Source organism: Burkholderia sp. E168m23, from assembly GCF_016586125.1.
GTDB lineage: Bacteria > Pseudomonadota > Gammaproteobacteria > Burkholderiales > Burkholderiaceae > Burkholderia > Burkholderia orbicola.
This window is the reverse complement of the sequence record NZ_BCPP01000291.1, coordinates 1-7119: the sequence shown is the minus strand read 5'-3', so window position 1 is coordinate 7119 and position 7119 is coordinate 1. Positions and strand designations below refer to the sequence as shown.

Here is a 7119-nt window from a genome sequence, read left to right as displayed (position 1 = left end):
GTTGCTGAACCAGCTGTAGGCCACGCCGATCCCGACGAACGGACGAAACTTGGCCGTCGACGAATTGAAGTAGTACTGCAGGATGATCGTCGGGCTCCACTGCCGCGCGTTCTTCACGGCCGGCTGGTTCGCCGACTTGTCCATGTCGACGTTGCCGAGCGCGCCGGCCGGGCCGGGCGGCCTGATCACGCCGTGTCCGGTCAGCGTGAATTCCGGCGGCACGCCGAGCACCGACGTCACCGCGATGTGATCGGTGAAGAAGTGCGTGAGCGTGAGGCCGACCGTATCGGCGTTGTTGACCGTCAGGCTCGTGCCCGGCGACGTGAACGAACCCGGCAGGCGCAACGGCCCGTTGATCGGCATGCTTGCAAGATTCGTCGTCAGCCCGTTGGTCGAATCCTGCGGCATGATGTGCAGCCAGCCCAGCGTCGCGACGTTGTCGCCCGCCTGCTGGGCCGATGCGAGCGTCGATACGCCAGCGACGACACCCGCGACAATCAGCTTCTTCATGAAGTCTCCCCCTCATTCTGTCCGGGCGCCGCGCATTCGCGCGCGGCGCCGCCGTGTCTCCATCCACACGCGGTCACTGCACGAACGCGCCGACCGTGAAGTACGGGTTGCTCGTATCGGCCATGTCGAGGAACCCGAACACGCCGCCGGTGAACACGAACTTGCCGGTCGCCGGCCCCGATGCCGCATCCGCATGCACGGTCGTCACGACGCCCGGCACCTTCTGCGTGTAGTCGAGGTTCAGCGCGCGCGTGAGCGCGGCCTGCGACGCGTTGAACGGATCGAGCAGCGTGGCCTGCGCGCCGACGAGCGCGGTCGCGCGGTAGTTGAATGCGCTGTCGACGCCGGTGTACTCGCCGTCCTGCGAGCCCTGCGCGACCGCCGTCCGCGGGCTCAGGAACGAGATGCCCGATTCGTCGTCCGCGCTCGGCGGGCCTTGCGTGAGGTCCGCGTTCGCGGCGCCGGTGCGGATGAAAACCGGCACGAGCTGGTTGCGCAGCCTGCCGACGATCAGGATCCCCTTGCCGGCCTTCGCCGGATCGAGCGCGGCGAGCGTCGGCGGAATCTGCGGCAGGTAGTTGAGCGACTGAAATGCCGGCGCATCGGGGCGCAGCGTGAACGGCTGGTTCACGGTCGCGCTCGACGCAAGCGGCTGTCCGCCGTTCTTCTTGCCGAAGTTGTCGGTTTCCGTATAGCTGCCGTCCGCGTTGATCGTCACCTGCTGGTCGAGCGCCACCGGCTGGAAGTTCTGCGACGGCACCTGGTGATAACCGAGCTGGTTGTACGTACCGGCGATCTTCGTCAGGTCGGTCTCCAGCGACGAGAAGCTGATGAACGGGTAGTACGGAAACGTCGTCTTCGTGATCTTGCCGACGCCGATCACGCCGTCGAACTGGATCGTCGCGCCGGGGATCGCGCCGCCCAGCACGCCTTCGCCGAGGAACAGCCGCGCGGGGCGGCTCGGGTCGAGGCTCGCGTTCTGCATCCGGAACGTGCACTGGTTCAGCTTCACCGTCGGCAGCCCCGTCTCGTCGGCCAGCGTGCCGTCGACCACGTTCGCGGGCGCGGTGTCCCGCGTCGGCTGCACGGTACCCGTGGTGGCGGGCACCGGCGACGCGAGGTAGGTCATCCGGTACGTCATCTTCGTCGTGTCGAGCTGCACCTTCACGAGCTCGCCCGACCCCGACCCGCCGATGAACACCGTGTTGTAGTCGATCGTCTGCGGGCACAGCCGGACCACCGGCGCGGGCGGCGGGTCGCCGTCTCCGCCGCATGCGGCCAGCACGGGCGCGAGCGACGCCGCGGCCATCCATTGTTTCAAATTCATAGGATTCCTCTTGAAATTCGATTCGCCGGCGGCGACGCATGCGCCGCCGGTGTGACGTGTTCGATACGGGGTTACTGGACGAACGCGCCGATCGTGAAGAACGGGTTGACCTTGTTGTCGTTGACGACCATCGCGTAGACGTTCCCGGCCGTCACGAGCCAGCCCGTGTCGCCCTTGCCGAAGATCGCCGCGTTGCCGTTCGCGCCCTTCGCGTTGAAGTCCTGCGCGGCCGTCACCCTGATCTTGCCGGGCGTGGCCTGCGTATAGTCCAGCGCGAACTGCGAGGTGACCGACGACGTCTGCGGATCGATGAACGCCGCGGTACTGCCCTGGAACAGCGTGGACGTATAGTTCGCCGCCAGCGTCGACACGGCGGTGCCGTCGTTGCAACTGCCGGCGACCGAATAGAACGCGTTGTTGGCGAAGATGCCGGGCAAATCGGGGTGCGGCACGTTCGGGTTGAAGCTCGGCCCCGCCGACGCCAACTTGTTCCCCTGGCCGCTGGATGTCACGATGCCGCACGCGGAGGCACTGGTTGCGCCGATGTACCCGCCCTTCAGGGAGTTCGCGGCAATCGCCTTCGTCGACGACAGCATCGAGATGCCGACTTCGGCATCGGCGACCGAGGCGAGCAGATTGACCGTATCGACGTGCGTGTAGCCGACACGAATCACGATCGGCACGAGTACGCCGTTCAGCCTGCCGACGATCATGATGCCTTTCGCCTGGCTCGGTGCGATGATCAGCGTCGAGCCCTGCCCCGCGATCGGATACCCCTGCCCCCCGGCCGGATTGCTCACGAATACATTGTCCGCCGATCCGTCCGCGTTCTTGCGCTGCGCCCACGGCGTCCCGGTCGTCTGACACGAGTAGTCGCTGCCCTGCGTGATCGAGCACGAGCCGTCCGCATTCAGCGTCTGATTCCAGTTGACGACGTCGGATTCCCAGCCGACCGCCCCGGTCGGGCTCTGACCATCACCGCCGATGGGCGACAGATGGATGCCGACCTCGTTGTAGTTGCCCGCCACTTTCGTGAAGTCGGTTTCGGTGTCGGTGAAGCCGATGAACGGATAGAAATCGAAGGTGCGCGACGGGACGACACCGAGCGTGATGCCCGGCAGCAGCGGGATACCGGCGAACGCGATCGTCGCCCCCGGAATCCCGCCGCCCACCACGCCATTGCCGACGAACAGCATCGGCGGATCGGCACGGTTGATCGTCACCGAATACGCGCCGTCGCTCGTCGCGCCGCTGTCGAGCACGAACGCGCAACGGTTCTGCTCGGCGGTCGGAAGCGTGGTCGGATGATGGAACGCGCCGCTGATCGTCAGGCCCGCGCGCGTGTTGTTGACTTGCCCTGCCGAGGTCGGCACCGACGATTCGATGAACTGCATCTGGTAGGTGAGCTTCGTCGTGTCGAACTTCACCTTCACGTACTCGCCGCTGCCGGCGCCGCCCGTGTACGTCGTCGTGTAGTCGAGCGCGTCCGGACACAGCTTCGTCACGACGGGCGGCGTCGTTTCGGCGCCGCTCGGCCCGCAGGCGCTGCCCGAGCACTGCGGCACGGTGATCGGCCCCGGATCGTCGCCGCCGCCACAGCCGGCGACGAACGGCAGCGCCAGCACCGCGCACGACAGGATCGCCTTCCGCCATTCAGGAATGCAAATCATCAACCCCTCCTTTTCAGGTACGACAAGTCTCGCCCGGCCGGGCTGCATGGCCCGCCGGTTGGTATCGCGCCGCCGCACGAAGGCGCGGCGCATGACGATGCACGCAGGACCGCCGCGAGGCCGGTCAGGCCCATGCGGCACACGCCGCGACGGCAGACGAACGCGCTCCCGCGGCGCCGTCATGCGGCACGGCGCCGTCGGAACGATCGAAACGGAATTGGGTCGCCGCTACACGGCGAAGTGACGATGCAGGCACGCGACCTGTGTCGCGCCTGCATTCAGCGAAAAATCGGAAAACGACAGTCCCGCTGGGCCCTCGGATAGGCGTCTCATGATTTGGTCTCCATACGTACGCTTGATTCGTTATCGTGATGCGTCGTTTGTCGAGACTATGATCGGACCATTCGCGCAAGTAAATGGATGCAGAGTTCCAAACGACGGAACCCGCGCAATCCTAGCGTTTATACGGTATTTAACAGATTTTCAAACAGCCTTCATTTTATTTGCTCAGACAAATACCCGAGCCGTGGAACACGCGTTTGAACGGCGGCCGCCAATCCGCGCCGAGCCAGGCCAGCCGGGCTTCAGCGGCCCGCGCGCATGTTGCGGCGCAACCTCACACGTCGATGATCGCGAGCGTGCCGTGGCTGCCGGGCAGCACCGCGTGGCGCGTGCCGGCGTGCGCGAGAAACATCTGGCCGGCCCCGACCACGACCGTTTCCGCGTCGACCTCGAGCATCAGCGTGCCGTCGAGCACCAGCAGCCCCTCGTTGTAGTCGTGCACTTCCGCTTCGTACGGCTGCGCATCCATGCGTAGCACCTTGATCCGCGCCGGGCCGACTTCGCCGACGATCGTGGATTTCCATGCGGCCGCCTGCGCGTCCGCCACGGATTTGAAATCGATCAAAGACATGCGCCCCGCTCCGTATCGCCGTGAAAGGAACGCATTATCGCGAGCGCCGCGCGCGCCGTCCCGGTACGGCGCAAGGGCATGCGGGCAGCACAGTCGGCCAGCCGGTCGGGCGGCAACGCGAGCGTGGCCCGATTCCCCGAAAACCCGCCGGATTGTTCGCATCGCTCAAATAAAGCATCGAATCATTGAGCGATATCACGGCAATTCACGCCAATCCGGCACCGGCAGTGCCCGGTCTTCCCATCGGAATGCATTTCGATCTGCCGATTGCTAATATGGCGGTCCCGCGATCCCGCACCACCCTGCCGTTCGACATGACGCCCGTTCGCCATGCCGTGCCCGGTCCCGGCCGCTTCGCAGCGGCGGCGGCGCCGGACATGCGCGGCACCCGCCGTCGCGCCGGGCGGCCGTGCCATCCGTGAGCATGCAACCGATCCTTTCCGTCTCCGACCTCTCCAAGACTTACGCGTCCGGCTTCCAGGCGCTGAAGCACGTGACCCTCGACATCCGCCCCGGCGAGATCTTCGCGCTGCTCGGGCCGAACGGCGCCGGCAAGACGACGCTGATCGGCTCGATCTGCGGCATCGTCACGCCGACCGAAGGCCGCGTGACGGTCGGCGGCCACGACATCCGCGATCAATATCGCGCCGCCCGCGAAATGATCGGCCTCGTGCCGCAGGAGCTGACCACCGACGCGTTCGAAACCGTCTGGGCGACCGTGTCGTTCAGCCGCGGCCTGTTCGGCAAGGCGCCCGATCCCGCGTACATCGAGAAGACGCTCAAGGCGCTGTCGCTGTGGGACAAGCGCGACAACAAGCTGATGACGCTGTCGGGGGGCATGAAGCGCCGCGTGATGATCGCGAAGGCGCTGTCGCACGAGCCGCGCATCCTGTTCCTCGACGAGCCGACGGCCGGCGTCGACGTCGAGCTGCGCCGCGACATGTGGAAGCTCGTCGATTCGCTGCGCGAAAGCGGCGTGACGATCCTGCTGACCACGCACTACATCGAGGAAGCCGAGGAGATGGCCGACCGGATCGGCATCATCCTCGGCGGCGAGCTCGTGCTCGTCGAGGAAAAGCGCGAACTGATGCGCAAGCTCGGCAAGAAGCAGCTCACCGTGCAGCTCGAGCACCCGCTCGCCGACATGCCGCCCGCGCTCGCGCCGTTCGGGCTCGAACGCGCGGAAGACGGCGCCGCGCTCGTCTATACGTACGACTCGCAGCGCGACGACGCGAGCATCGCGAAGCTCATCAACGCGCTCGGCTCGGCCGGCATCGGCTTTCGCGACCTGCACACGACGCAGAGCTCGCTGGAGGACATTTTCGTCAGCCTGATCGACAACCGCCGCAACGGCGTGCAAGGAGCCGGCGCATGAACTGGCAAGGAATTCGCGCGATCTACCGCGCAGAAATGGCCCGCACGCGCCGCACGCTGATGCAGAGCATCATCGCGCCGGTGATCTCGACGTCGCTGTATTTCGTCGTGTTCGGCTCCGCGATCGGCTCGCGCATCAGCGACGTGAACGGCATCGGCTACGGGTCGTTCATCGTGCCGGGCCTCGTGATGCTGTCGCTGCTGTCGCAGAGCATCTCGAACGCGTCGTTCGGCATCTACTTCCCGCGCTTCACCGGCACGATCTACGAGATCCTGTCCGCGCCCGTGTCGTACTGGGAGATCGTGATCGCGTACGTCGGCGCGGCCGCGTCGAAGTCGATCCTGCTCGGCGTGATCATCCTTGCCACGGCCGGCCTGTTCGTGCCGCTGCACATCCTGCATCCGTTCTGGATGGTGCTGTTCCTGGTGCTGACGGCCGTCACGTTCAGCCTGTTCGGCTTCGTGATCGGCATCTGGGCCGACAGCTTCGAGAAACTGCAGCTCGTGCCGCTGCTGATCATCACGCCGCTCACGTTCCTCGGCGGCAGCTTCTATTCGGTCGACATGCTGCCGCCCGCGTGGCGCGTCGTCACGCTGTTCAACCCGATCGTCTACCTGATCAGCGGCTTTCGCTGGTCGTTCTACGGGATCGCCGACGTGCATGTGTGGATCAGCCTCGCCGCGACCGCGCTGTTCCTCGTGATCCTGCTCGCGATCGTCGCGTGGATGTTCCGCACCGGCTACAAGCTGAAGAATTGACGCCGGCGGGCGTCACGCGCGCCGCCCGCCGATGACGCATTTGGGCAAGCAGGCGGCGCTTTTCCTCTGATGCGGCAGTTTGTGGTCGCGTCTACTGAATATGAAGCATCGGGGCCTTGGAGCATGCGCTGCGCGGCCCCTTTTTCATTTCAGAGGACGCCATGCCCGCCGCCACCGCTCCCGCCTCCGCCGCCGCCCGGCTCGAACGCCTGCCGTTCTCCGGCTATCACAAGCGCATCTTCTTCATCATCGCGATCGCGTTCTTCTTCGACTCGGTCGATCTCGGCACGATGACGTTCGTGCTCGGCTCGATCCGCAAGGAGTTCGGGCTGTCGACCGCCGCCGCCGGCCTCGTCGCGAGCGCGAGCTTCTTCGGGATGGTGCTGGGCGCGGCGGTAGCCGGCCTGCTCGCCGACCGTTTCGGCCGCCGGCCCGTGTTCCAGTGGAGCATGGTGCTGTGGGGCGCCGCGTCGTACCTGTGCTCGACCGCGCAGAGCGTCGACGCGCTGATCGTCTACCGCGTGCTGCTCGGCATCGGGATGGGGATGGAGTTTCCGGTCGCGCAG

At 66.0% G+C, this 7119-nt stretch carries 8 protein-coding genes; 4 read left to right on the top strand and 4 right to left on the bottom strand.

What is annotated here, in order from left to right; all coding sequences use genetic code 11:
• The 4 genes from JMF90_RS16600 to JMF90_RS16585 form a co-directional block, all read right to left on the bottom strand.
• A partial coding sequence (locus JMF90_RS16600) for an OmpW family protein (RefSeq protein ID WP_201325235.1) occupies positions 1-510 on the bottom strand: 510 nt, incomplete at its 3' end.
• Between the two features lie 73 nt (positions 511-583).
• Positions 584-1837 (bottom strand): DUF2957 domain-containing protein, encoded by a 1254-nt coding sequence (locus JMF90_RS16595; protein WP_011547078.1) that lies wholly within the window; start codon positions 1835-1837, stop codon positions 584-586.
• 71 nt (positions 1838-1908) lie between these two features.
• Positions 1909-3507 (bottom strand): DUF2957 domain-containing protein, encoded by a 1599-nt coding sequence (locus JMF90_RS16590; protein ID WP_011547077.1) that lies wholly within the window; start codon positions 3505-3507, stop codon positions 1909-1911.
• A gap of 616 nt (positions 3508-4123) precedes the next feature.
• A complete protein-coding gene (locus tag JMF90_RS16585; RefSeq protein WP_006480633.1) occupies positions 4124-4420 on the bottom strand; it encodes a cupin domain-containing protein in 297 nt (98 codons plus the stop codon).
• A gap of 185 nt (positions 4421-4605) precedes the next feature.
• On the opposite strand from JMF90_RS16585, the gene JMF90_RS16580 reads away from it, so the two are divergent.
• The 4 genes from JMF90_RS16580 to JMF90_RS16565 all read left to right on the top strand — a co-directional run.
• The gene (locus JMF90_RS16580; protein ID WP_156349328.1) at positions 4606-4842 is read left to right on the top strand and encodes a hypothetical protein; all 237 of its coding nucleotides are present in this window, start codon (positions 4606-4608) and stop codon (positions 4840-4842) included.
• A gap of 2 nt (positions 4843-4844) precedes the next feature.
• Positions 4845-5795: an ABC transporter ATP-binding protein gene (locus JMF90_RS16575; RefSeq protein ID WP_011694822.1), complete on the top strand. Its 951-nt coding sequence runs from the start codon at positions 4845-4847 to the stop codon at positions 5793-5795.
• A complete protein-coding gene (locus JMF90_RS16570; protein WP_011547075.1) occupies positions 5792-6553 on the top strand; it encodes an ABC transporter permease in 762 nt (253 codons plus the stop codon). Before JMF90_RS16575 ends, JMF90_RS16570 begins: the two co-directional genes overlap by 4 nt.
• Before the next feature lie 161 nt (positions 6554-6714).
• Positions 6715-7119: MFS transporter (locus JMF90_RS16565; protein WP_201325234.1), on the top strand; the 405-nt coding region annotated here is incomplete at its 3' end.